General features: G+C 46.5%; 13 protein-coding genes and 3 tRNA genes. 6 read left to right on the top strand and 10 right to left on the bottom strand.

Annotated features, from left to right (window positions below; all coding sequences use genetic code 11):
* Positions 1–163 precede the first annotated feature (163 nt).
* Positions 164–868 (bottom strand): SH3 domain-containing protein, encoded by a 705-nt coding sequence (locus ACSX1A_RS11895; RefSeq protein WP_439879867.1) that lies wholly within the window; start codon positions 866–868, stop codon positions 164–166.
* 103 nt (positions 869–971) lie between these two features.
* Between ACSX1A_RS11895 and ACSX1A_RS11890 the strand changes: the two genes are divergently transcribed.
* The 3 genes from ACSX1A_RS11890 (at position 972) to ACSX1A_RS11880 (ending at position 2,029) form a co-directional block, all read left to right on the top strand.
* A tRNA-Lys gene (locus tag ACSX1A_RS11890) sits at positions 972–1,044 on the top strand.
* 139 nt (positions 1,045–1,183) lie between these two features.
* Positions 1,184–1,256 (top strand) — tRNA-Lys (locus ACSX1A_RS11885).
* 149 nt (positions 1,257–1,405) lie between these two features.
* Complete coding sequence (locus ACSX1A_RS11880) at positions 1,406–2,029, top strand: DUF4403 family protein (protein ID WP_439879866.1); 624 nt, start codon at positions 1,406–1,408, stop codon at positions 2,027–2,029.
* Positions 2,030–2,115: 86 nt separating this feature from the next.
* On the opposite strand, the gene ACSX1A_RS11875 is transcribed toward ACSX1A_RS11880, so the two are convergent.
* Positions 2,116–3,477 carry a hypothetical protein gene (locus ACSX1A_RS11875; RefSeq protein ID WP_439879865.1) on the bottom strand — a complete coding sequence of 454 codons (1,362 nt, stop codon included), beginning with the start codon at positions 3,475–3,477 and terminating at the stop codon, positions 2,116–2,118.
* 72 nt (positions 3,478–3,549) lie between these two features.
* Complete coding sequence (locus ACSX1A_RS11870; RefSeq protein ID WP_439879864.1) at positions 3,550–4,311, bottom strand: ABC transporter ATP-binding protein; 762 nt, start codon at positions 4,309–4,311, stop codon at positions 3,550–3,552.
* A gap of 358 nt (positions 4,312–4,669) precedes the next feature.
* Here ACSX1A_RS11870 and ACSX1A_RS11865 point away from each other — a divergent pair.
* Positions 4,670–4,751: transfer RNA gene (locus ACSX1A_RS11865), tRNA-Leu, on the top strand.
* 92 nt (positions 4,752–4,843) lie between these two features.
* On the opposite strand, the gene ACSX1A_RS11860 is transcribed toward ACSX1A_RS11865, so the two are convergent.
* The 5 genes from ACSX1A_RS11860 to ACSX1A_RS11840 are packed head-to-tail and all read right to left on the bottom strand — an operon-like array spanning position 4,844 to position 13,068.
* Complete coding sequence (locus ACSX1A_RS11860; RefSeq protein ID WP_439879863.1) at positions 4,844–6,415, bottom strand: NFACT RNA binding domain-containing protein; 1,572 nt, start codon at positions 6,413–6,415, stop codon at positions 4,844–4,846.
* Entirely contained in the window at positions 6,416–7,177 is a 762-nt protein-coding gene (locus tag ACSX1A_RS11855) for an MBL fold metallo-hydrolase (RefSeq protein WP_439879862.1), read from the bottom strand.
* The gene (locus ACSX1A_RS11850; RefSeq protein WP_439879861.1) at positions 7,174–7,449 is read right to left on the bottom strand and encodes a hypothetical protein; all 276 of its coding nucleotides are present in this window, start codon (positions 7,447–7,449) and stop codon (positions 7,174–7,176) included. The genes ACSX1A_RS11855 and ACSX1A_RS11850 overlap by 4 nt, the downstream gene beginning before the upstream one ends.
* On the bottom strand, positions 7,450–7,827 hold the full coding sequence (locus ACSX1A_RS11845; protein WP_439879860.1) for a response regulator: 378 nt from the start codon (positions 7,825–7,827) through the stop codon (positions 7,450–7,452). It lies immediately after the preceding gene.
* A 9-nt stretch (positions 7,828–7,836) separates the two neighbouring features.
* Positions 7,837–13,068: a PAS domain S-box protein gene (locus ACSX1A_RS11840; protein WP_439879859.1), complete on the bottom strand. Its 5,232-nt coding sequence runs from the start codon at positions 13,066–13,068 to the stop codon at positions 7,837–7,839.
* Between the two features lie 178 nt (positions 13,069–13,246).
* Here ACSX1A_RS11840 and ACSX1A_RS11835 point away from each other — a divergent pair, with 178 nt between their 5' ends.
* Together ACSX1A_RS11835 and miaA are read left to right on the top strand one after the other, a co-directional pair.
* Positions 13,247–14,335, top strand: a complete 1,089-nt coding sequence (locus tag ACSX1A_RS11835) for a glycosyltransferase (RefSeq protein WP_439879858.1) — start codon at positions 13,247–13,249, stop codon at positions 14,333–14,335.
* Positions 14,323–15,243, top strand: coding sequence for a tRNA (adenosine(37)-N6)-dimethylallyltransferase MiaA (gene miaA, locus ACSX1A_RS11830; RefSeq protein WP_439879857.1), 921 nt, complete (start codon positions 14,323–14,325; stop codon positions 15,241–15,243). The genes ACSX1A_RS11835 and miaA overlap by 13 nt, the downstream gene beginning before the upstream one ends.
* Here the strand turns inward: miaA and ACSX1A_RS11825 are convergent.
* Positions 15,240–17,615, bottom strand: a complete 2,376-nt coding sequence (locus ACSX1A_RS11825; RefSeq protein WP_439879856.1) for a BamA/TamA family outer membrane protein — start codon at positions 17,613–17,615, stop codon at positions 15,240–15,242. The two genes, miaA and ACSX1A_RS11825, sit on opposite strands and share 4 nt — an antisense overlap.
* Before the next feature lie 18 nt (positions 17,616–17,633).
* Entirely contained in the window at positions 17,634–22,457 is a 4,824-nt protein-coding gene (locus tag ACSX1A_RS11820; protein ID WP_439879855.1) for a translocation/assembly module TamB domain-containing protein, read from the bottom strand.
* Between the last annotated feature and the right edge of the window lie 18 nt (positions 22,458–22,475).

Below are 22,475 nucleotides of genomic sequence, written 5' to 3'. Positions count from 1 at the left end.
AGAATAAAAATGTTTTTGGATAGCATATTAGAAATATCTGTAAAGTGGTGGCAGGAGCGGAATGCCGGGATCGGAATTATGTGATTTGAAACTTAGTAGGGGGCTGGTAGAGCAATGGGAAAGCCGGTAGCTGCTGCTGCCCGGCACAATGCCCGGAGAGAGCCTATGGCAGCTCCAGCAAGTTACTTTTACGGACATACGCCTTGTTGCCTTTCCAGCGGATCTCATACCAGATGTCCTGTTCCCCTGTGATCGGCACTTTGTGCCCTTCTGAAGCAGTAGCAAGCCAGGTAGCTCCTGCAGACGGAGCCGACATAATGGCAACAGCATTATTACGGATAATGCCTGCATCACCCAGGTTAAGGAAGTTGATATAATAAAGTAAGAACAGGAGGTAGGCGGTAAAGCCGAACTTGAACGTTTTAGTGAACTGATGGCCTTTGCGCCAGCTAAAGAACATGATGGTGACCGTAACTACCGCAGCCAGGAGCATTAGTTCCAGAATGCGCATGTAGTGTTTGCTGAGCTGGGTTTTAAAAAACTGCAGGTCATTATACTCATAGCCCTGTAAACGGTGGGCCAGTGCCAGTTCCTCCATCTTTTTGAGCGTGGAGCGGCTGGGTTCTTTGGTGTAGAAGAGATGCAGGTAATACATGGCACCAGTATAATCGCGTAGCCCTTCTTTAATATAGGCCATTTTCAGGAGCATTTGCGGCGAGTATAGCTGCTGCTTTTGCAGTATTGTCTCATATAATCCCAGGGCCTCTGTATAATGTTGCTGCTGGAACAAAGAATCGGCTACTGCCAGTGTTGATTTATCTTCCTGACAATAAGCTTGTTTTGTTGAGAACGCCAAAAAAAGAATCAAAAAGACAGATATTTTAAACCAAAGATTTTGCATTTAAACAGATGGTTGTTACTTTTGCATCGCAATTCAGGGAAACGTTCTTGAGAATGCAAGTTAGTAAAAAGATTCTGTAGCTCAGCTGGTAGAGCAATACACTTTTAATGTATGGGTCCTGGGTTCGAATCCCAGCGGGATCACAATAGAAAGCACAGCCTTTTCAACCGGGAAGGCTTTTTCTTTCTAATTAAACGAAAGAGCAAAACATGAAATTTTATTTTGCACTTTAAAATAAAACGTCTAATTTTGCCATCCCTTAACGAGGGAAAAAATAGTACTGATTCTGTAGCTCAGCTGGTAGAGCAATACACTTTTAATGTATGGGTCCTGGGTTCGAATCCCAGCGGGATCACTTGAATAAAAAAGCCACTCCGAAACGGGTGGCTTTTTTGTTTGCTATTGCTTTGCAAGTCAGGTAGTCGGTAATTTGCTTATAAGCTCCGCCATAATATTGGGTTTTTAAGTACTTTTACTTACTCAGCTCAAGACCTCACTGATCCTATGGAGAACGCCATTAAAATTCAATTACCTGTCTCAATTTCTTATCCTGCCTTAGAGAGTGCCCTGCAGAAGCAAATGGTGGGTGAATTCATACCCAAGCCGGAAGAGGGCGGCGCAGAGTTGCCATACGCCCAAATACTGGATATCGGCATCACCAAGAGCAGCACCGGTCCAGCAGATATTATTTTAGGGATTAAAATAAAAGTGCTTCGAACTATAATGAAGCGGGATGAGGTAGACCTGTTTGTAGTGGCAACTCTGGCCTACGATAACGCCACGGAGCAATTGTTTGTGCAGAAGTATAAGGTAGAGTCCAGAACGACAAGCGGATTCTATAATACAGCACTGGAGGTGTTGGCAAATAAAGTAGCCTATAGCCAGATCATCCAAAAGACCAGAATAAACCTGAAAGAGCTTATTACAAAAGAACTGGCTAAGGCTAATGTCCTTCTGGAAAAAGGGCTGGAGCTGAAAGGAGTAAAAGTACTCGGTAAAGTGGAGCAGGTGCGTGTGCAAAATGTTTCTCCGCAGCCTGGGCGGCTGACGCTTCTGCTGGAAGTGCAGGGAAATCTGGAAGCCGATATTTTTGATCTGGATAGCCTGATGCCTGGTAATCTTCTTTAAGTACAGGCCCTTACCAAAAGGGAAACCCTCATGCTGCCAGTGAGTTATAGTGGCAGCATGAGGGTTTGTCAGACATTTAAGCTTCGTTAATCTTCAACTTTATAAAGCGTTTCAAAAAGCTTATACTTATAGGTTGAGTATTCCCGCATAACGGCAAAAAGGGCAAACATTACTCCTCCAATCAATAAAGGATAGATCAGGTAGAGCAAAGGGTGGAGAAGCGGCAGAAACAGCATCCCGAAAAGCGCCATTCCAAGTAAATTGAACAGATAACTTACTTTCACATCAAAGCTGAACAAGCCTCCCTTTACTGCTTTAGGACTAACAAAAGATGCGATCAGGCTAAATGGGGTTAAAAGGAGTATGGAGCCTGTGTACATCATAAAGATGAACATAGCATTTTCGTGGTTGTAAAAGGCCACGTACAAGAAAGTCAGCACCGCATCCATCAATAGCGGCACCCTTATAGGCAGTAAGCTAGCCTTTAAAAAGTCCTTGTAATTGCCGCTGGTGCGCTCTACAGTTAACCAAAGATTTTTATAAAAGCCCCACACATTGTTAAACACATAGGCAAACACAATGATAGGGCCCACAAAAAGCCAAAGCGTTACATTTTTATCAAACAGGTGCACCCCATCTCTTGTAACAGAAAAGGCGTCTATTGCCAGGAAGAAACCTTTGAACACAAGCCCAAAAATGATCATTTGGCGGGCCAGTTTGTGATTTTTGAAAAGCCTCCAACCCAAGCTGCGCCGCGCATTCTGGCTATAGCTTACTTCTTTGCGCCTTGGTTCAGCGGCAGCCTGCTCTAAAAAGAAATTAGAGCCGATCAGGAAGCCCAAGCTGGCCAGATGTACAAACAGGTAAAGCCACTCCTCTGAAGCTGTAAACATGGGTACACGTGCCTGCAAAGCCACGAACCCGCCGGCAAGTACAGCTGCCGAGATGAAGGAACTGTGTAACCAGCGCATTTTCCGCTCTACAAATACCTGTAGGGCTCTTAAGGTAACATGTGCCGTTAGTACCACCAATATGCTCTGCAGCAGGTGCAGGAACGTGTATTCCGGTGACATCAGGAACAGTAGCATTAAAAAGTTAAGCAGGATAAAGTAAAACGGAGAAACCAGTTCTACTATAAACTCCGTCCAGAACTTTTGTAATGCACTGACAGGGTAGATACGTGGAATGATTTCCGTTTTTTGAATATAGGCCGGAAAAAAGCCGCGCAGAATTATAATAGCCAGCAAAAACAGGTTGGTGTATTCCAGTACCTGTTGTACACCGGGATTAATGCCACCTTGGTGCGCCTTATCCAGCAAAAAAGAAAAAAGCCAGCTGTAAAACGCAGATCCAAGTATGCCCAAAGCCATCAAAAGTGAGCGCTGAGTCTTTTTATGCCTGAAAAAACTGTGAAAACGTGCTTTGCAGGAAAATAAGATTAAATCCATGTAGTAGATTAAATTGAAAACGAAGAAATCTTAGGTAGCTGTGCCTCCCTGATGCTTCGGTTCTGAATTTTACTAGTTAAGCATCCAGTCGATATTGGTATCTGTTGTCTGGTGATGCGGCAGCAGCAATTGGAAAAGGGCCTGATCAATCAGGTTTTCTCCATTCATAGTAAACTCCTGGATGGAGCCATTATACATCAAATGGCCATCGTTTAGCACTCCGATATGCGTAGCCACTTTCTCCACATAATTCAGGTCATGCGACGAGATAAGTACGACCCGGTTTGGGGTGCTGTAATTTCTGATAAGCTTTACCAGCAACTGGGCTGCAATAGGGTCAAGGCCAGTAAAAGGCTCATCCAGGATCAATAGATCAGGTTTATGAAGTATAGAAGCTGCTATTCCGATTTTCTTTTTCATACCCGTTGAATATCCGGCTATGTTTTTCTGAAGGGACTCCTGATCCGAAAAAAAATAACCGGTGAGGCTGTTAATTCGCTCATCGGCTTCTGCCTTAGAAAGTTTATAGAGTTTAGCAGTAAAATTAAGGTACTCCAGGCCAGTAAATTCTTCAATCAGGGGATTGTCTTCGCAAAGAGCGCCTAAGTTCTGTTTTACTGCAAGCGTATGCTGTTTATGATTTTGTCCGAAGAGAGACACCGTGCCAGCATCAGGCTTTATCAGATCGAGGATACAGTTCAGGAAGGTGCTTTTCCCGACACCGTTTTTCCCAAGAAGGCAATAGCATTGTCCTTTGTCTATTGATAAGTGAAGGTTATTCAGAACTTGCTTCTTGCCAAACGCCTTCGATAGTCCACTGATCTCTATGTTCATACTAATATTGTCTAAGCAACTAACACTGATATAGTTGTAACAACTACATGCGTATAAAGTTAAGTATACACTTTAAAAAGTCCTAATTAAAAGGGAAGAAGGAATAATTGTAACGCGTGTCGTAAATTTATAGCTCCGTTAGTACCCTTATTAGTTTTCAGAACAAGTAATTGCTATGATATGGTTTCTGATCTGCGCTTTATTATATTTTATTTTTTAAGGGGCGAGCTTTTAATACTATTGCAGTAGATAGATAGTCAGCTAGTTACCAATAAAGTGAGATTTTGTTACATTCAGAGGAGGGAGTACTGTTGCATATATCAGGGGCGCTCTTTACTTTTGCAATCACATTTTACCTGCGCACGTGGTGGAATTGGTAGACACGCCATCTTGAGGGGGTGGTGCCTTCGGGTGTGGGAGTTCGAATCTCCCCGTGCGCACATTCTTTTCCCTCTTCATCCCGACCCTTTGTCAGCTTAGCTTTTGGAGTAGGTTCCAGAGGTCCGGGGTGGTGACTATCAAATCAACTAATCTACCGGTTTTTCTCAAACGGGTTTTCAGGCTTTACCAGCATTACTTTTTCACGTTCCACTACAACAGAACCAGGCGCCGAACCTTTGGGTTTGCGTACCCATTTTTTAGGTGTGTACAGCACAGGGCAGAGAGAGTCGTTTTTGCGTTTGCTGTAGTACGCCGCTAATTGTGCCGCCTTCTCGAGAACAGTGACCGGTATGGTTTTACCTGCCTGATGCTTTATAACGACATGGGAGCCCGATACATCTTTGGCATGAAGCCACAGGTCCTCTTTATATGTATGGCGCTGCGTAAGTACATCGTTGTTTTTCGCACTTTTGCCAACCAGTATTTTAAACCCCTCAGCCTCAAATACCCGGAACGGTATTTCCTGCTGTGCCTGTTGCTTGCCGGAAAGCAGGTGGGCACAGTCGCGCAGGAATACTTTAAGCTGCTTTAAATCTGTTGCATCAGACAAGGCTTTCAGGGCATCTTCCAGCAGGATCACCTCTTCCAGCTTTCGCTCAACTTTTTCTTCCAGCTGCTTTACCTCCAGGTGTTGGTTTTTAGCTTTTCGGTAAAGACGCTCGGCAAACTTCTGAGGTGTTTCAGATTCCTTTAGTATGTACCTGCGATTCTGATCCGTGTAGAAATCATACAGGGTCACCTCTTTTGCCCGGGCTGGAATGTTTGTGAGGTTAGCCATGATCACATCTGCTGTTTGTGAATAAGACCTGTCATGCTGTAGTTCCGTCAGCTTGGCGCCTGCCTGTTCTAAAACCGTTTGTGTTACCAGAAGCTTGCGTTCCAGTTGCTGTTTGGCCTGGTGGTACTGCCTGTCAAAACCTGTTTCGGATAGGTAGTACCGTGTATAAGCATTCAGGGCCTCCAGCGGGTCTTTTAACGTGTGCACTACATCCCCAACAGGCAGCAGCGACAATCGCAGCTTTCCTTGAACGCGGGTGATGTAGAACTGCTCAGGTGCTTCCAGGAGGTCCAGCATGTTTTGCACCAGCTCCCACTTCTCGCGGATGGGTAACTGGTCATACTGTAACTGCTCCAGGTATATAGCCGGAAGATCGCCGAACGTAGGGTATATTTTCCGCAGGTTGCCATTGGCGGCAGCAAAAGCTTCAAAGTTCTGCTGCAATGGCCGGTCCATCTGCTGCGGATCCAGGGCTGCGTCCGCGCTGAACTTGTTCTGGAATAGATCCAGCGCCTGGTTGTGCTGATAGAGGATAATATTAGAGCGATTACCGAACAACTTAAAGAGCAGCTGCATGTCATCCGTTAACTGCAGGTAAAAGCTACGCTCATTCAGGTGTTGGACTACGCCCTCCACGTATTTCCCCTGCATGGCTTCCATTAAGTCTACACTGTTGGCGCGGGCTCTGTTAAAGGTTTCCGGGAATGAAAGAGAAGTAAAATGAGGGCTTAATAACGCTCTGATGTAAAACTCATCTTTTACATTGCCAAAGCCAATAACAAGCTCATCCTTGTTCTGGCTAAAAGTAGTGAGCACTTGTTTGCCTGTTAGCCGTTGTTGCAGGGCTTGCGTGAGTTGCTTTAAAAAGTAATAGTTCTGATGCACTTATACTTCTATCTGTAGGCCGTCATAAGCCAGTCGTATAAAATCGGGTAGTTCCAGTTCTACTTCTCGGTGCGAACCAAGCAGGTGACTGATGTGTGTGAGATAAGCCTTTTCGGGCTGTAGATCCTCCAGTAAATCAACAGCCTCCTGTAAGGAGAAGTGTGAGATATGTGGCTCTTTGCGTAGTGCGTTCAGTGCAATGACTTTGGACCCTCTGATCTTTTCCTTCTCAGCAGCAGAAATATAATTGGCATCTGTGATATAGGTAAAATCGCCAACCCTGAAGCCAAGTACCGGAAGTTTGTAGTGTTTTACACGGATAGGAATGAAGGGTACTCCTTCTACTTCAAAAGGCTCTTCAGTTATCGGGTGGAGTTGCACCTGGGGTATCCCCGGATATTTGAAATCGGCAAAAATATAGGCGAACTCCCTTTTCAACTGCTCTAACACACGTTCCTCAGCAAAAAGGGGCATGTCTTTGTGCTGCGAAAAGTTAAACGCGCGAATATCATCCAGTCCGGCGGTGTGGTCTTTGTGCTCGTGGGTAAAAACAAGCGCATCAAGTTTTTTGATGCGCTCACGCAATACCTGCTGGCGAAAGTCAGGGCCTGAGTCGATAATAATGCTCTTATCATCAACCTGCAGGTGCACCGACACGCGCAGTCTTTTATCACGGTAGTCTACAGAACGGCACACCTCACAGCTGCACCCGATAACTGGTACGCCCTGTGAGGTGCCCGTGCCTAAGAATGTTACTTTCAATTGGTATCTTCCTGATTTCGGATTTCCAGATAAAGCTGCCGGTTCTTTTCGCTCAGGCGGGTCTCATCCACTGAAATAGTACGCAGGATATCGTATAAGCAATTGATTTTACCCTCCAGACTAAAGTATTTGTTTACAACTGCCACTTTCATGTCTTTGAGTACACAATAGCCTGCCTTAAAATTGCCTTTTTCGTAGCGCAGCACAAAATCCGACTCTGCAAAAATATCCTCCAGCTTGTTTAAGAATGGCCGCGTATACTTCAGCTCCATTTACTCAGCCGTATACTTCTTTACGGTTAATACCAGGGCATCGAAGTCCAGGGGCTTAGGAAGGTAATCGTTAATGCCGGCCTCCTTAAAGTCTTCCATGCTATAGTTGTTAGCATTGCCTGTAACCGCAATGATCGGAATGTTAGCGATTGCCTGATCTTTATGCGCACGAATTTCACGTGTGCAGTCCATACCGCTTTTCACAGGAATGTTCAAATCCATCAGAATTGCGTCAATCTTATTGTTTTCAACCTGCTTGATCACCTCCCCGCCATTTTTAGCGGTCAGAATTTTATAGTTCTGAAGCTCAAGGATCTTCTTTGTCAGGTTCAGGATCACAGAACTGTCTTCTGCGATCAGGATAGTTTTATCTGCCATATTTATACACTAAATGATAATTTCCTTATATGCTTTACGGTAATTTTCATACTGTTCCAGCAGTTTCACAAAGTTATCATCCACACGGTCGAAGTGATCGTGCTTGATATCGTGCTCTAACTGCTTTGCAATTTCGGCCAGTGGGTTAATGCCAAGAGTAAAGCCGGTCCCCTTAAGCTGATGCAATGTACTTAAAATACTTTTGTAATGTTGTTCTTGAAGCTCTTTTTTGGCCTCTTCAAGTAGTTCTGCGGCTTCCTGCTCAAATTCAGAATAGAGTTGCTTGGTAAAATCCTCTCCCCCAATCATACGTAATTGCTCTACAACGTTTTCATCTATGATCGCTTGTGTCGTGTTTTGAGGTTCATTTAGCGCTTCAGTTATTTCAGGTTGTACGGTAAAGTTTCTTTGTTGCTCCCATTTGGTGATCATTGCATAGAGGTCTGCACTTTTTACGGGCTTCGATACATAATCATCCATCCCCTGGTTCATAAATTTGTCAGCGTCGTCTTTCATCGAATACGCTGTCATGGCTATGATTGGTGGGCATTCGCTACCAAGCTTTTCTTTGATATGCTTTGTAGCTGTTATACCGTCCATCTCTGGCATCTGAATATCCATGAATATGATGTCATAATCCTTAGACGTGGCATAGTCGATGGCCTCAAAGCCGTTCGCTGCCACATCGGTCTGGCACCCTAAACGCTCAAGCTGTTTAAAAGCAACTTTCTGGTTTATCTGGTTATCATCCACAAGCAGCACACGGGGATTACTGGTTAATATCTTGTGTTCGCTCTCCTGAATGCGCTGATGCTTCAGATGCTCTTTCACCTCAGCCTCATCGGCTTTACGTACTTTAATGTTAAACCAGAACACGCTTCCGTCATTCGGAGAAGACTCCACACCTATGTCGCCGCCCAGCAACTGTGTCAGCTGCCTGGATATGGCAAGGCCAAGGCCCGTGCCCCCGAAGGTTTTGGTTGAGGAGTTATCGAGCTGCGTAAAATCAGTGAAAAGCATTGACTGGCCTTCAGGTGAAATACCGATGCCGGAATCTTTTACGCGCACCTGCAACTGGTATTCGTCACCGCTCAGGTGCTCGCTCTCTACACTTATACTTACCTCACCCGCACTGGTGAACTTAATGGCATTAGAGGTCAGGTTAGAGAAGATCTGCAGCAGCCTGGTCTCGTCGGTGATAATGTACCGTGGAGTATCCGGGGAAATAGTGTAGTTAAAGAGCAGGTCTTTCTGCTGCGCCCTGTTTACAAACAGGCTGTAAATTTTATCCAGTGTCTCGTGCAGATCCACGCCGCTTTCATGTATAACAAGTTTACCTGCCTGTATTTTAGATAGGTCAAGAATATCGTTAAGAATGGCTAACAGCGCGTCGGATGATTTGCGCAGGGTGTCAATATACTCCCCCTGCTCCGGATCAGTATTTATCTGGTTTAGCAGGTCTATCATTCCGATTATACCATTCATCGGTGTACGCAGTTCGTGACTCATGTTGGCCAAAAACTGTGTTTTAACCTTCAGGAGGTTCTCAGCTTCTTCTTTAGCGGTCAGCAATTCCATTTGGGTACGCTTAAGCTCCGATACATCGCGTAAAACTCCTTCCAGGCCTACCGTGTTTCCTTCGCTGTCATACGTCAGGCGAGCATCAATCAGCAGGTTAATAACTGATCCGTTTTTGTGGACCATATTTAACTCATAATCGCGTATGCTTTCTTCCTGGAGCACAAGTTCCAGTATTCTCTTCCTGTCGCTGGGATTGGCATAAAACAAAGTGGTGTTTTTTCCGATCACTTCTTCTTCGCGGTATCCTAGCAGGTCATAAATGGAAGGGCTTACCAGTTCCAGGGTACCATCCATAGCAGTACTATAGTAAACATCCTGGAACGACTCAAACACGTGTCTGAATTTCTCTTCGTTCTCGGCCAGCGCCAGCTGTGATTTTTTCTTGTCAGTGATATCCAGCGCTATACCGGATATCTCTTCAAACGTGCCATCTTCCAGGTAGATCGGGTTCAGGTATACTTCCCTCCAACTTTCCGGGTTCTTTAGATGCACTTCAAAATGCTGCGGTATACCTTCAAACGCCTGCTGATACTTAGCACTCCAGAACTTGTATGAATTCTCGTGCAGCTCAAGCATGTTCTCATTGTCGAGGCGCGTTAAGGGGAGTAGCTTTTGGTTATTGCGCTTTTCAAAAGTACTGGCAAAATTCTGGTTGAACGATGTCAGTTCAAATCTGCGGTTCAATGACCACATGTGGTGTGTACCACTTTCAAAAATTGCCTTTAACCGCGCGTTCTGGGTGTTTATCTGCTCTTCGTTTCGCTTACGCTCGATAGCAAGCGCTACCTGATTCGAAATAAAGTGAAGGATCTCAATATCTGTGTGTACATACGCGTCGGCATTCTGATAATCCTGCAGTGTGATCACACCAATAATCCTGTCGCCGATCGCCAGCGGAGAACAAAGGATAACTTCAGGAATGGCTCCATGAATTACAAAATTGTCTTTTTGGGACAACTCCATCAATTCCTGTTTTTGCATGTAAAGCGGCTTGCCCGACTCAATGATGTACTCTGATAAACCGACAGTGAACGGGCGATTTGTCCTCTGTGCCGAAGCTTTATCTATATACTGGTCGACCAGGTAAACGAAGTGCAGGTTTTTATGGTCTTCATCGCAGAGGGCGATGTATATGTTCCGCGTTTCTATTATTTTGCTTAGCTCACGATGTATAGCCGAGTAAAGCGAGTTAAGGTCTTTACTGCTGATGGCGAGGTTGGCAATGCTGTAGTATACTTTCTGAAGGCGTTCTGCCTTGATGCGATCAGTAATGTCGTGCAGGATTCCGCGTGTAGCCACGGGGCGCCCGTCCTGCCAGCTACAGGTTATACTCCCGATCAGGTGCACCGGCTTTCCTGCCTTGGTCAGGAATACGGTTTCGATCTTGTTTACATTTTCACCTTTATACAGGTTGCGGAGCTGGTAAATAAGCTTCGCTTTGTAATAAGGGTGTACAATGTCGTTCAGGGAGAGCGACTCAATGTCTTCATCTGTATAGCCAAGGCGTTCTTTCCAGGCCTTATTTACAAAGATGAACTTGTTGTCGACAGATATATTCTGAATAAGGTCATGGGCATTATCAAATAGGTCCTGCAAACGGATCTTGTTATCCTTGAGTGCCTCCATGGCAATCCGCTTGTCTGTCATGTCTTTCCCCACACTGGTTAGTCCAATAATTTGGCCTTCAGGGGAATATTCAAACATACAGTTCCAGCGGATAGTCTTCAGCTGACCTGACTTGGTTAAAATGTCACGCTCGTAGTAAGAATTAAGATGCTTGGTTTTAAGGGAGTGCAGGAAATCATGGCGGCGCTGTTCCCTGTCCGGTTCCGGAACAAGGGTTTCATAGAAATTCTTGCCCGTCAGTTCCTCACGGGAGTACTCAGTGTAGTTCAGGAAATAATCATTGGCATAGGCAATGTTCCCTTGCGTGTCCAGGCTATAATAGATAAGGTTTACTTTCTCCAGGAAATTCCTGAACTGCTGCATCGACTCCTGCACCACTTCCTGGCGGCGCTTTGCCTGCTGAATCTGCTTGCGTTGAGTAATATCACGTTTAAATACCTGGATGAACTCCTCTCCGTCAATCACGACCTTATTTACGTTGAGCTCAGCATCGAACAGGGTGCCATCCTTACGCCTGTTTTTCCATTCAAAAGTGATGGATTTACCTGTTGTAAGTACCTCCTGCATCAGCTTTTGGGCTTTCACTGTTGATTTCTGTCCGTCTGGTTGCAGCTCCGGGGAAAAATCATCTGGAGTATGCCCGATGAGGTCTTCACGGGTGCATCGGAAGAACTCCAGTGCCTTTTCGTTGCATTCTACAACCACGCCATCCTTAAACATAAGTATGGCGTCGTAGGATGCTTCGAAAAGTAGTCTGTACTTGTCTTCAGAGAGAGACAGCTGATGCAACAGTTTATGGCGCGCGATGTAGTTACCAATGGCACTGCCAATAAAGTCCAGCAGGGCAATAAATGATTGGGTCATACTTGGCCTGTCGCTTGGCCAGACAAGTATGAAGGCCAGTAGCTCCTTATCCGTAAGCACGGGTACTATGGAAAGGCTCTTTTGGGTCTTTGTTTTAAGAAGCTTCCTGGTATCGGCAAGCGCTTTGCGTTTCTGTGAGGAGATAACCCGCTCCACGAGATCCGAGCTGAAGTCCAGCTCTTCCGGAAGAGCTGTTTCACCTGCATCACCGGTAGAGTAGGTGAGGTTAAGTTTCTGGCTTGCCGCATCGTAAGTATATACACACCCACCTGTTACATCACTCTGGTCAATTAATTCATCGAGTGTATAATCCAGCACATCGTTTTGGCTCCCGGACGTAGACAGGTTTGTGATAAGTTGGTTTACAAACTCCAGCTGATGATTTCTAAAACGGACATCCTGTTCGGCGCCGATCATTTCATAGAGGTTCTTAACATAGCCAAAAACCACCTTCTCATTTCTGAATTCACCTGCCTGTAGTGTGATTTCTACAGGAAGCAGTTCGCTGTTGTTCTCACGCAACCACCATTCAAAACGCTGCTGAGCACCTTCGAAAGCCTGATTTAACTGGTTTTTGAGTGAAACACGCTCAAAAAGGTTCAAGCCGAAGCTACGGAATATGGATCTACCGATAAGGTTATCTTTGTTTCGTTTGGATAGCTTTGAAGCACTCTGGTTCAGGTCTATAAAATTACCTTCACAGTCAAGTATAAATAAAGGCTCAATACTATTCTCGAAAAGGTTATGGTAGCTGTCTCCATCAAAAGGAATGAGAGTAGTTGGCTGGCCGACACCTGAAATTTCAACACAAACAAAGCTTGTTCCGGTATAATCAACCAGGCGGCAGCAGAAGTGGTTAGTACTGCATACGGCACCCGCTTCCTCTGCAAAATCACCTTCCACCTTTTTTGTGCTATGCAGCTCTGCCAATAACTGGTCCAATGCCTTCTGATCCAGACTCAGAAGGTCTGACAGTTTTTTAGTACGCTTAAAGTCTGCGCCTGCAGGTTGGTAAAGAGAGGCTTCCGGATTGGCTGCCAGTACTTGTCCGTCAGTTAATGCGATTACTAGTCCGTGTGAGGGTTTGGCAAGCTGCAAAAGCACCTGAAGGAGCATTTCTGCCTGCTGTACGAGTAGTTCACGAGGCTGCTGGTTAGATATGTTTGGCATTTGCGTTTAATCTAAAGTACTTTAGTTTAATTTGGGTGTCGCCCACTCCCGAATACTGGTTTTCCGGTTTGAGTGAGTAAATTAGCAAAAAAATGCGTCTTCGAGTTAATCCTCGCTGCTTATAAACAACAGTTGCGCCCAGTTCGTGCTCTTTCTGTTGATTTTCCTGTTTAACCACATGAAAAAACTCTTTTTTGCCGTAGTAACCGACCTGAACCATGATCAGCGAATGCAGCGGATCTGTGGTTCGCTGGCAAAGCAAGGATATGATGTTGAGCTGGTTGGGCGGGAGTGGCATAATTCAAAGCCTTTAGCTCACCAACCGTATACGCAGAAGAGATTGCGGTGCCGCTTTAACACCGGCAAACTGTTTTACCTGGAATATATGGTTCGCCTGTACCTCTACCTGAACAGGCGCAGCTACCACGCTCTCTGTGCCATAGACCTGGACACGGCCCTTCCGGTCTACTTTCAGGCAAAGCAGAAGAAAGTGTCTTTTATCTATGATGCCCATGAGTATTTCCCGGAGGTTATAGAGGTAACCGACCGCAAATTTGTGAAAGCTATCTGGACGGCGATCGAGCGTTTTATCGTACCCAGAACCAGGCACGCCTACACGGTTACACAATCAATAGCAGCTATTTTTTATCAGAAGTATAGCACCAGGTTTGATGTGATCCGGAACATGCCGGTACTGCAGCCGCTGGACCAGGTAGAAAAATGGCCACGCACCATACTTTACCAGGGTGCGGTGAACGCCGGAAGAGGTTTGGAACAGCTGTTGGAGGCAATGGTAGGACTGAATGCTGAGCTGATCATATGCGGAGACGGAGACGTACTACCCAGGTTAAAAGAACTGGCGGAAGAATTGCAGGTATCGCATAAAGTTACGTTTAAAGGGCAGGTGCTGCCAAAAGATTTGCTGCAGATAACACACCATTGCCGCATAGGTACCATGTTGCTCGACAACAAAGGGTTAAGCTACTACTACTCCCTGGCCAATAAATTTTTTGATTATGTACAGGCAGGCATTCCGCAACTGGTCATTGATTTTCCGGAATACCGCCAGCTGAATGAGCAGTACCAGGTTGGGCTGTTGACGACGCTGGATGTGCAGGAGATCAGAGACAAATTAAATCAGCTGTTGACCGATGATGTGCTGTATCAGCAGTTACAGGAGAACTGTATTAAGGCGCGGCAGGAACTGAACTGGCAGAACGAAGAACAGAAGCTGCTGGAATTTTATGAAAGTGTATGGGACAAGTAACGAAACAGAAATATTTAGTAGTGGTGGTGGGGCCAACTGCAGTTGGTAAAACAGACCTGTGTGTGCAATTGGCCAAACACTATAACACTCCTATCATTTCGGCAGATTCCCGCCAGTTTTACAAAGAGATGAACATCGGCACCGCAAAGCCTTCCCCGGAAGAGCAGCAGGGAGTCATGCATTATTTTGTGGACTCGCACAGTATAGCTCAGGACTATAGTGCCGGAGCATTTGAGGCAGATGTGCTGGGTTTGCTGGAAACTCTTTTCAGGGAGCACGATGTGGTGATCATGACCGGCGGATCGGGTTTGTATGTGCGCGCTGTGTTGCAGGGAATGGACCAAATGCCCGAAACAGACCCACAGGTTAGAGAGAGACTGGTAAAGCAGTATGAAGCAGAAGGGCTAAAACCCCTGTTAGCTGAGTTGCAGAAACTGGACCCGCTTTACTTTGACCAGGTAGATAGAGCCAATCCTCAACGGGTTATCCGGGCGCTGGAGGTTTGCATTTCGAGCCAGCAGCCTTATTCCTCTTTTCGCACTAGCGATAAGCAGGAGAGGCCCTTCCAGAGCATTAAAGTGGCCCTGAACCGTGAGCGGGAGGAACTGTATCAGCGGATTGACCAACGGATGGACCAGATGTTGGAGCAGGGGCTGTTAGATGAGGTAAAAAAACTTTACCCTTACAAACAGCACAATGCCCTCCAAACAGTAGGGTATAAGGAGTTATTCGACTACCTGGATGATAAGTATGACTGGGCCGAAGCTGTTCGTTTGCTTAAACGTAACAGCCGCCGCTATGCGAAACGCCAGTTAACCTGGTTTAATAAGAACCCTGAAGAATACACCTGGTTTCACCCGCAGCAATGGCAGGAGATCGTTACTTTCATCAATGCGCAGATCAGTTAGAACGGATATCCGATCGCAATATTAAGTACCATGCCATAATCGCCGCTGAAGCTGCCATTGAACTTGTCTAATACCAGTCGTTCACCTTTGGGCAGGTAAGGTACCTGTACCGGAATGCCAAGGTCTAACCGGATAACGAAGAAGTCTACATCTATTCTGAGACCAAAGCCGGTACCAATGGCTAACTCGTCCAGAATGTCAGCTGCTTCAAACTTTCCGCCTTCACGGATAATGTTCCCATTATCGTCATAAGTATTGCGAAGCAGCCAGATATTACCGGCATCTACAAACACGGCCCCTTTAAAGAAACCTGCGATTGGGAAGCGGTATTCCAGGTTACCTTCCAGCCTTATGTCACCTACCTGGTCAAAGTAAGAGAAGGCAAGTTTTGTGGTGTCGTTGTAAGTACCCGGGCCAACGCTGCGAGCCCTGAAAGCACGAATACTATTAGGCCCACCTACTGAGAACTGTTTGACATACGGCATGGTAGAGGAGTTGCCATAAGAGTAACCAACTCCTGTTACAAGCCGCGAGACAAGCTGACTTTCGTCGCCGATCTTAAAATAATGCCTGAAATCATTATCCACAAGAACATATTGGGCATATGCCTGCCCGAGCAGGGTGCGTGGCTCATCGTTGTCAGGTGTTGAAGCTCCGGTAAGGCTATGCAAGGCATTTACCAGGTTACCGGATAGATCAAATGTGAGTCTATCAAAAAAAGTGTTCGTGCGTTCCTCAAACATCTGTGTGCTGAACGTAGCCTGATAGATAGAACCGATAATGAACTGATTTTCAAAGCTGCGACGCAGGTACGGGTTCTCTGTCAGCAGGCTATCAAAGAACTCTGTGCTGTTAAGTCGTACATATTGCAGGTTAATTGGGGTAGCATCGAAAGTGATTTTTTCCTGTGGCCGCCAGTTATAGCCGTAAGAAGCGTTGTAGGAGTTTAACTGGAAGTAGTCTACTCGGTTCAGGAAGTCAAAACCAAGCCCGATACGCGTTTGCGGCACAAATTCAGTACGCAGATTCTTCAGCTCAAAAGGAGACAATATTCTCGGTATAGAAAGGGTTGTCTGCACCCCGAGCTCAAAGGAACTAAGGTTATTGTTGCCGGGATTTGCAACTTCACTCGATGCACTTCCGGAGCCCCTGCCACCTACCTGCGACTCCAGGCTACCGGTAAATTCTACTGTAAGCAGTTCAGACCCCTTAAAAGCATTCCTGTTCCGGAAAGATACATTTAGCCCTGGCCCGGCAAACCCGTTGGATTTGGTTACCATTTTTACTTCTGCCCTTAGTGATTTTTTCATGGCAGGAGTCAGGAAAATGAAGGCATCCAGCTGATTATTACTGGCTGTATCTAACTGGTAGTCTACGTTCACGAATTTATAGGCAGACAGGCCGGATAACCTTTTGATCGTCAGCAAGTGCTCTTCGCGTGTATACAAGCTATCCTGATCCAGGAAAACGCTCCTCAGCAGGTGCCTTGCCCTAACATAATTCTCATTAGGAATATAATGGTAGCCACGCACATTAATGGTATCGTTAACAGAGAGGCTATCGCCAAGAGAATACTCAGCGTTAATATAGATGTCGTCCAGCGTGTAAGCCTGCAGCGCCTTTGTTGAGGCAGCCCTTTTCAGGCGCATCAGTACATCGGCCTGCCGGTTGCCAACAGTGGTGTCCACGCTGAATATCAGGAGCTCCGGACTAAAAAAGTAGTAGCCTCTGTTTTTCAGTTCACTGTCTATCCTCACCCTTTCCTGCGTCATGGTGCTCAGGTCATAAGGGTCGCCGGGCTTTAACAGCGATTCTGCTTTGGTGCTTTCAATAGCCGCTTGCACCTGCAGGGAATCATGCCAGGTATACTTGATGTTTCTGAGGCGATAAGGCTCCCCCACATGACCAGTCCAGTGAATAGTTCCTTTCTTTTTCTTGATCTCCGTAGTGCTGTTTACTGAGTTGTTGAAATAGCCCCTGTTGTGTAGGCGGTTGCTCATGATCTGGCTTACACTTCCAGTATCTACTTCTGAGATCAACACGGGTGGTTCCCCCAGTTTTGTCATGATCCAGTGGCCGATGCCTTTTTCTTTTTCAGTGTAGAAGGTGTTGTAAATAGCCAGCTTTGGCCTAAAACCAAGTATGGATGCATTGGGCTCGGGGCGTACGGTTGCGCTTAGTTCGGTCTCCAGGTCGGCTTCGCGGTTACTGCTGTCTTTCTCGCCTTTCACCGTTACCTTATAGCCTGCAAACAGTGCATCTCCTTCCGGAATGGTTTTAGTGATGCTACAGCCCGTAAATAGGAGCAGCACCAGTGTCAGGGACAGGCAATGAAGTTTGAATAAAACAGTAACGGGTTTATGTGTTATCATATAGAATTTCAGTAAGATCTAGTTAGGGGATTTCATACTTTCAGCTTTTTCCAGGCGTCTCTCCGCTTCCCGGGCGCGGCGCCTTTCCAGGTTACGGAACAGATCTGAGAAGCTGTTGTATTCCCTGACGTAAATGAGCGACACACCAGTGGCACGCACATCACCACCTTCAATAATTCCTTCGTACTGGTTACGCTGGAACCCCCTTACCCGTAAGCGCCCATCCTCGGTTATAGAATATTCTACTGAAACATCACCCCCGAAACCACTCATGGTCTGATTTGATTTATTTCCTCCTTCCAAGCCGATATCAGTACCCACTCTAACGGTAAGCCTGTCGTTAAGGAACTGCTGTTTAAGCGCTACGTTCAGGTCTGTACGGCCCTGGGCAGAGCCTGAAGAATAGTCCTCATAAGATTCCACCCCTAACTCCAGGCCAAGACCACCGGCATAGCGGTTTGTCAGCTGATTTAACTGGTCTGTCATTACCTGGCCCAAACTGTTTCGTGCTGTAGCAGCAAAGCCTCCACCAGAACTACTGAGCGGGTCAGGGGCTAGGAAGCGGTTTAATACCAGTAGCGCGAAAACCTGCTTGTTCAATTCTGATTCATCCTGCCGGAGGTTACCCAGGCTGCTGACTACTTCTGGTGGCACGCTACCCTGGCGATCTTCAGGGAGTTGTATGTCAAAACTTATCTCAGGTGTCAACATTTCGCCCTGCACATACACATATACCTGAAAAGGCACCTGGTTGCGTAGTACCGGGTTTAGCGTTCCGCCTGCCTGGGAGGCAACCAGCTCCATAGGGGCAGTTTTTACATTGTATATCGCAGTGATATCCATGGTAGCTTGCAGTGGTTCACCGGTCCAGTTGATGTAGCTTCCTTTTGCAATGTCTAACTCTCTGGAGGCAAGGTCATAGAAATCCATACTATACTTTCCGTCAGAAACCGTGTACCGGCCCGTCATATTAATTTCTCCGCTCGGGCGAACGCCTATAAAAAGCGGATCTGCGGAGCCGCGCACGGTAAGCTGGTCCCCGGTAACAGGGTCGATGATGATGGTGATCGGTACTTCATCTGTTACAGTAAGTTGTGCTTCAATGTCAGCACCTACAAAGCCGGTGAGCTTAGTAGAGTCCTCCTTTTCTTCTCCAACAATTGCTGTAAGCGAAGGATTTAGGTTAACGAATTCTACAATGCCGTCGCGCTCTGCGGCACCAGCCTGGTCAGCTGGAATGACGGCCGTGAAATCGGATCCATCCAGCACCTTGGCGTTCACACGAACTACTGGCTGCTCCAGGTTGCCTGTAATAGAGGCGTTGGCATCGATGAAAACTGTGCCGAAGAAAAGGTCATTTTCCTTTGCAGTTGAGTTAAGTGCCAAAAATCGGTCTGTGTCAACATCCAGGTCAAACTGGTAGGCCGTATAATCCTGGGTCAGGATGTTGCCATTGACCACAAGGTCGTTGCCTAAAGAGTCAGTTACAGTAAAATTAGGGAATGCAATGCCCGATTCGTTGAATTCCAGCCGCTCATCCTGCAGCGTGAACAAGGATCCCAGCATTGTAATGTTAAACTGCGCCTGATCGAAATTCAAAACACCTTTCATATCCGGGTTGGCCAGTGTGCCGGCAATTTTCAGGTCACCGCTTGCCTTTCCATCCAAATCATCCACAATTCCTTCTGTAAAGCCTTGCAAAGAGGCAACGTTCAGGTTGTTTATGTCTGCAGTCAGGTTTAAAAGAGTGGCATCAGGCTGGGTTTCTATAAAACCATTAATATTAACCTGGTTGCTGTTGCCGGTTAGTTTTGCATCGATGTTGAAGCGGTTCTCCGTTGCGCTGGTTGCCTCCAGTGCCAGATTGCCTACCGGTACATCCTGGTATTTGAAATCGGTTATGGTCAGGTCTGAGGTAAAGGACAAGGTGCCGGACAGGATATTCTGCAGCGTGGCCTGCCCGTTTAGAACACCATCCATTAGCAAGCTGTCATCGGGTTGGAAAGAGCTCATCAGATACCCAATGTCAAAATTGTCTATCCTGATGTTCATAGGAGCCCCGGGGACTACCGGACCTGTACTTTTTATTGAAAGGGAGCTGTTATTGCGCTTTAACTGTATGTTATTAGCATACAGTAGGTTCGTGTCAAACTGCAGCGAATTATCATCCGGCATCTCCCAGACATCGCCTCTTATGATCACCTCATCGGGGTTGAACGTAAAGCGGTAACCACGGCCAAGGCTGTTGAAAATACCTCCAAGCATAAACTGAGTGTCGGTAGAGTCAGCACCGGCTACTTTAAGTTTCACCTGCAGATTGTCATCACGGGCTGCTCCCTCCAACGACACATTGGTCATGTTTAGCGAAGGCGAAATTAGCTTCTGGAGGTTTACATCATACGCCAGCTGTTCTCTGTTACCGTTTACCTGCAGGTTTATGTTCTGTAAAGTATAGTCAGTATAAACCAGCTTATTGATGTTTCCATTCAGGGCAAGCTGTTGCGTTTCTCCGTTATAAGTGGCTTTAATGGGACCGGAGGTTTGCAGTTGCTCAAGCCCGGGCACAAAGGAAGCGATCAGGCTGCTTTTTTTGAGGTTAATGGTAGCTTCAAAGTCCTCTAATTTCAGATTTGCCGGGAAAGGAGGGTCGGGCTGCAGGTCGAAGTAGTTGGAGAAGTGCTTTTGCAGGGCTGTTGGCAAGGTAGCCAGCGAGTTGCCAAAATGCATCTGTGCATCCAGTAGGTCGGATGCAATGTCGATTTCTGATTTTTCTCCGGATTGCTGCAGCGTAAGCAAAACTGAATCGATCGGGAATGCTTCGTTATTATGGCGTATCACAAGCTGCTCCCCAACCAAACGCCCGCTAAGCGAATTTGCATCAGCGCCAGTAAATTTCCCCTCCAGCTGCCCTTTTACTGAGAGTGGCTCCGGGTATAGGTTAAGTGCCTGGAGGTTCGCTTTTGCCAGGTTCAGGTCAAAGGTATAGGCTGGGTTCAGAGAGTCGCGCAGGTTAAAGTCGCCGGTCAGGTTAAAATCCAGGTTCTGGTCGTTGGCGGTTGCTTGCACATCATAGCGATTTCTGTCAATGTCAGCGTCTACGTTAATGTTGTTGTAAGTATAACTGTTGTAGTCAAAGCGCTGGATGGTGGCAACGACATTGGCCCGCATGGTTTCCGGTGTTAAGCCTGTGCCACTGGCTTTAGCGTTGAGGGCTACTGTTCCAAGTCCCAGGCTATCGGTAAAGAGTTGCCCCAGGTCAAAACCGCCAGACTTTACCGTAGCAGTAAATTGCTCGTTGGGCCCCATATCCACGACTGCTGCCACATTACCGAAAGAACTACGCAGATCTGCGGTGGCATCGAAAGCGGTAAGGGTGCCTTTATACTTTCCTTGCAGGCTCAGCTGGGCTGGCAGCCTGAAATCAGGCGGAATGGTTCCGGCAGGCATCAAGGCAAGCACATCGGTTCTGGTGGTGGTCAAACGGTCAATATCCAGGTCCAGGTAAAGATTGTCGGGATCCATTGCGTTGCGTACCACCCCACTCACATCAACATAGGTGTTCTTTAACCCGGAGAGCTTCAGGTTCTCAATTCTGAGGTTATCCATGGGGCCTTCGGCTTTCGCCTCGATTTTGATGGTAGAGTTGGCTATGCTTTTGAAGGAAGGGTCTTTTGCGAGATCAGGGGCAAAGTAAAGTATGTCCTGCATGCCTACATAGCTGTCGTTTATGTTAATGTCTAAGGCCAGTTTTTCAGGGTTTTCAGCTATGGCATCCAGGGAAGGATACGTCATGGCCAAATCATTCTGTAAATGGCTGTTCGGTGTCAGGATATCAAGGTTGGTGAGGCTGGCGCTGGTTGAGTCCAGTTTAAGTAAACCCTGGAAATTTTGTAATGTAAAGCCGCTTTTCTCTTTGAGCTGCAGCTGGTTTATCTCGGCGCGCGAACGGTTAAGGCTATAGAGGATGTCTTCAGCATCGATCACGATGTTCTGAAAAAGCAGGTGGTCATAGTCCATGCCACGAGGTGCCGCCTGGGTATTGGAGTTGTCAAACTTAACATCCAGATCACTGATGTCAAGGTCGCCCAGGGCAAGCACCCAGTTCATAGACTGCCCACTTGCTTTCTCAACAGACTGGTCCAGTTCCTCAGCTGTTTTGGCCGGATTAACGGAAAGAGAGTCAGCGGGAGTATATTTTTCCTGTACGTAAAGCACATCGGCATTATGTAGGGAAAAGCTTTTCAGGTCGATGCGTGCTTCCTTCAGGTCAATGTTATCCGATACAACTTCTGACTCTCCGATAGCCAGTTCTATGCGTTGATTTGACACATAGCTGAGGTAGTTCAATTTTATATTTTCCAGAGCGACCCTGTTTAACCCAAAATCAAGTTCAAGAGGTTCTGATTCTGTGTCAGGGGGAAGTTTAGTCTGTTCGTAATTGACCCAGGTGTTGCGTAGTTCCACTTCATCCACCAGGTATTGCTGGGCATCCAGGTCCAGTTTATCCATGGTCGTGACCATTTCGCCAACTCTGCCTTTTACATAATTTCCGGCGGCATCATCCCGGTAAACCAGGTACACATTATTCAGGTCAATTACTCCTAAGTCAATCTGCATCGCTGCTGAGGAATCAGCGGGCTGGGTGACAGTGGTATCTGTGGCAAAAGCCTCCGTTATGAAACCAAAATTAGAGGTGCTGTCTTCCCGGATGTGCAGCTTAACAGTGGCATTGTCGAGGTTGATCTTTGAGATGTTCAGTTCACCAGATAATAAGCTCCAGATCGCCATATCCACGCCCAGCCGTTCAGAATACCAGAGCGTGTCCTGCTGCTGATCCTCCACATACACATCCTTCAGAAC

The sequence above is a fragment of the Pontibacter sp. MBLB2868 genome (assembly GCF_051904785.1).
Lineage (GTDB): Bacteria > Bacteroidota > Bacteroidia > Cytophagales > Hymenobacteraceae > Pontibacter.
Note: the sequence above shows the minus strand (reverse complement) of the source record. Positions and strands in the feature narration are given on the sequence as shown.

Coding starts and splice junctions, on each gene's coding strand:
- ACSX1A_RS11850 (WP_439879861.1), bottom strand. CDS start 7,449: ATGGAGCTGAAGTATACGCGGCCATTCTTAAACAAGCTGGAGGATATT.
- ACSX1A_RS11875 (WP_439879865.1), bottom strand. CDS start 3,477: ATGGATTTAATCTTATTTTCCTGCAAAGCACGTTTTCACAGTTTTTTC.
- ACSX1A_RS11835 (WP_439879858.1), top strand. CDS start 13,247: ATGAAAAAACTCTTTTTTGCCGTAGTAACCGACCTGAACCATGATCAG.
- miaA (WP_439879857.1), top strand. CDS start 14,323: ATGGGACAAGTAACGAAACAGAAATATTTAGTAGTGGTGGTGGGGCCA.
- ACSX1A_RS11845 (WP_439879860.1), bottom strand. CDS start 7,827: ATGGCAGATAAAACTATCCTGATCGCAGAAGACAGTTCTGTGATCCTG.
- ACSX1A_RS11840 (WP_439879859.1), bottom strand. CDS start 13,068: ATGCCAAACATATCTAACCAGCAGCCTCGTGAACTACTCGTACAGCAG.
- ACSX1A_RS11880 (WP_439879866.1), top strand. CDS start 1,406: ATGGAGAACGCCATTAAAATTCAATTACCTGTCTCAATTTCTTATCCT.
- ACSX1A_RS11825 (WP_439879856.1), bottom strand. CDS start 17,615: ATGATAACACATAAACCCGTTACTGTTTTATTCAAACTTCATTGCCTG.
- ACSX1A_RS11870 (WP_439879864.1), bottom strand. CDS start 4,311: ATGAACATAGAGATCAGTGGACTATCGAAGGCGTTTGGCAAGAAGCAA.